Below are 753 nucleotides of genomic sequence, written 5' to 3'. Positions count from 1 at the left end.
TCATAGGCTGTAATCGTTACATTGTAATTCCCTTTAGCTGCCGTTGGTGTTCCCGTAATTTGGTTATTGGCATAACTTAAGCCTGTCGGTAAACCTGTCACTTGAACTGGGTTTTGACCACGTAAACCAACCCCACCTGTATTATCCGCTACTGTTACTGGAATTGCCGTAATCGCTTCTTTTCTTGTAACGGTTGCGCCATTAGCTGTGACTGTCGGTCCTGTTACGTCTTTTACCTTAATTGGTACAGTAACAGTATCTGTTGATGTATCTGGATAAGTAACTCTTACGACTGCGTTTCCGGCATTACCTGCAGTAGCTGTTGNTGGTTTACTTACGACTGTTAGNGTTCCTGGNCCATGACCNCTTACTTTTCCTGTGATTTCCGCATCTGTAGGCACGTGGTTTTGATTAACCGTTAGCTCTGCACCTGTCGGATTATACTTANCCGTTTGGTCCTGAACCTTGATTGTAATCGTTTTTGTAGTAGGATTGTCATTCTTGTCATAGGCTGTAATCGTTACATTGTAATTCCCTTTAGCTGCCGTTGGTGTTCCCGTAATTTGGTTATTGGCATAACTTAAGCCTGTCGGTAAACCTGTCACTTGAACTGGGTTTTGACCACGTAAACCAACCCCACCTGTATTATCCGCTACTGTTACTGGAATTGCCGTAATCGCTTCTTTTCTTGTAACGGTTGCGCCATTAGCTGTGACTGTCGGTCCTGTTACGTCTTTTACCTTAATTGGTACA

General features: G+C 43.6%; 1 protein-coding gene. It reads right to left on the bottom strand.

What is annotated here, in order from left to right:
• A partial coding sequence (locus tag D8836_RS11085; protein ID WP_474104104.1) for a putative Ig domain-containing protein occupies window positions 1–668 on the bottom strand: 668 nt, incomplete at its 3' end.
• Window positions 669–753: the final 85 nt, after the last annotated feature.

It is taken from the genome of Streptococcus mitis, assembly GCF_003942995.1.
In the GTDB taxonomy this organism is placed as follows: domain Bacteria; phylum Bacillota; class Bacilli; order Lactobacillales; family Streptococcaceae; genus Streptococcus; species Streptococcus mitis_CV.
Note: the sequence above shows the minus strand (reverse complement) of the source record. Positions and strands in the feature narration are given on the sequence as shown.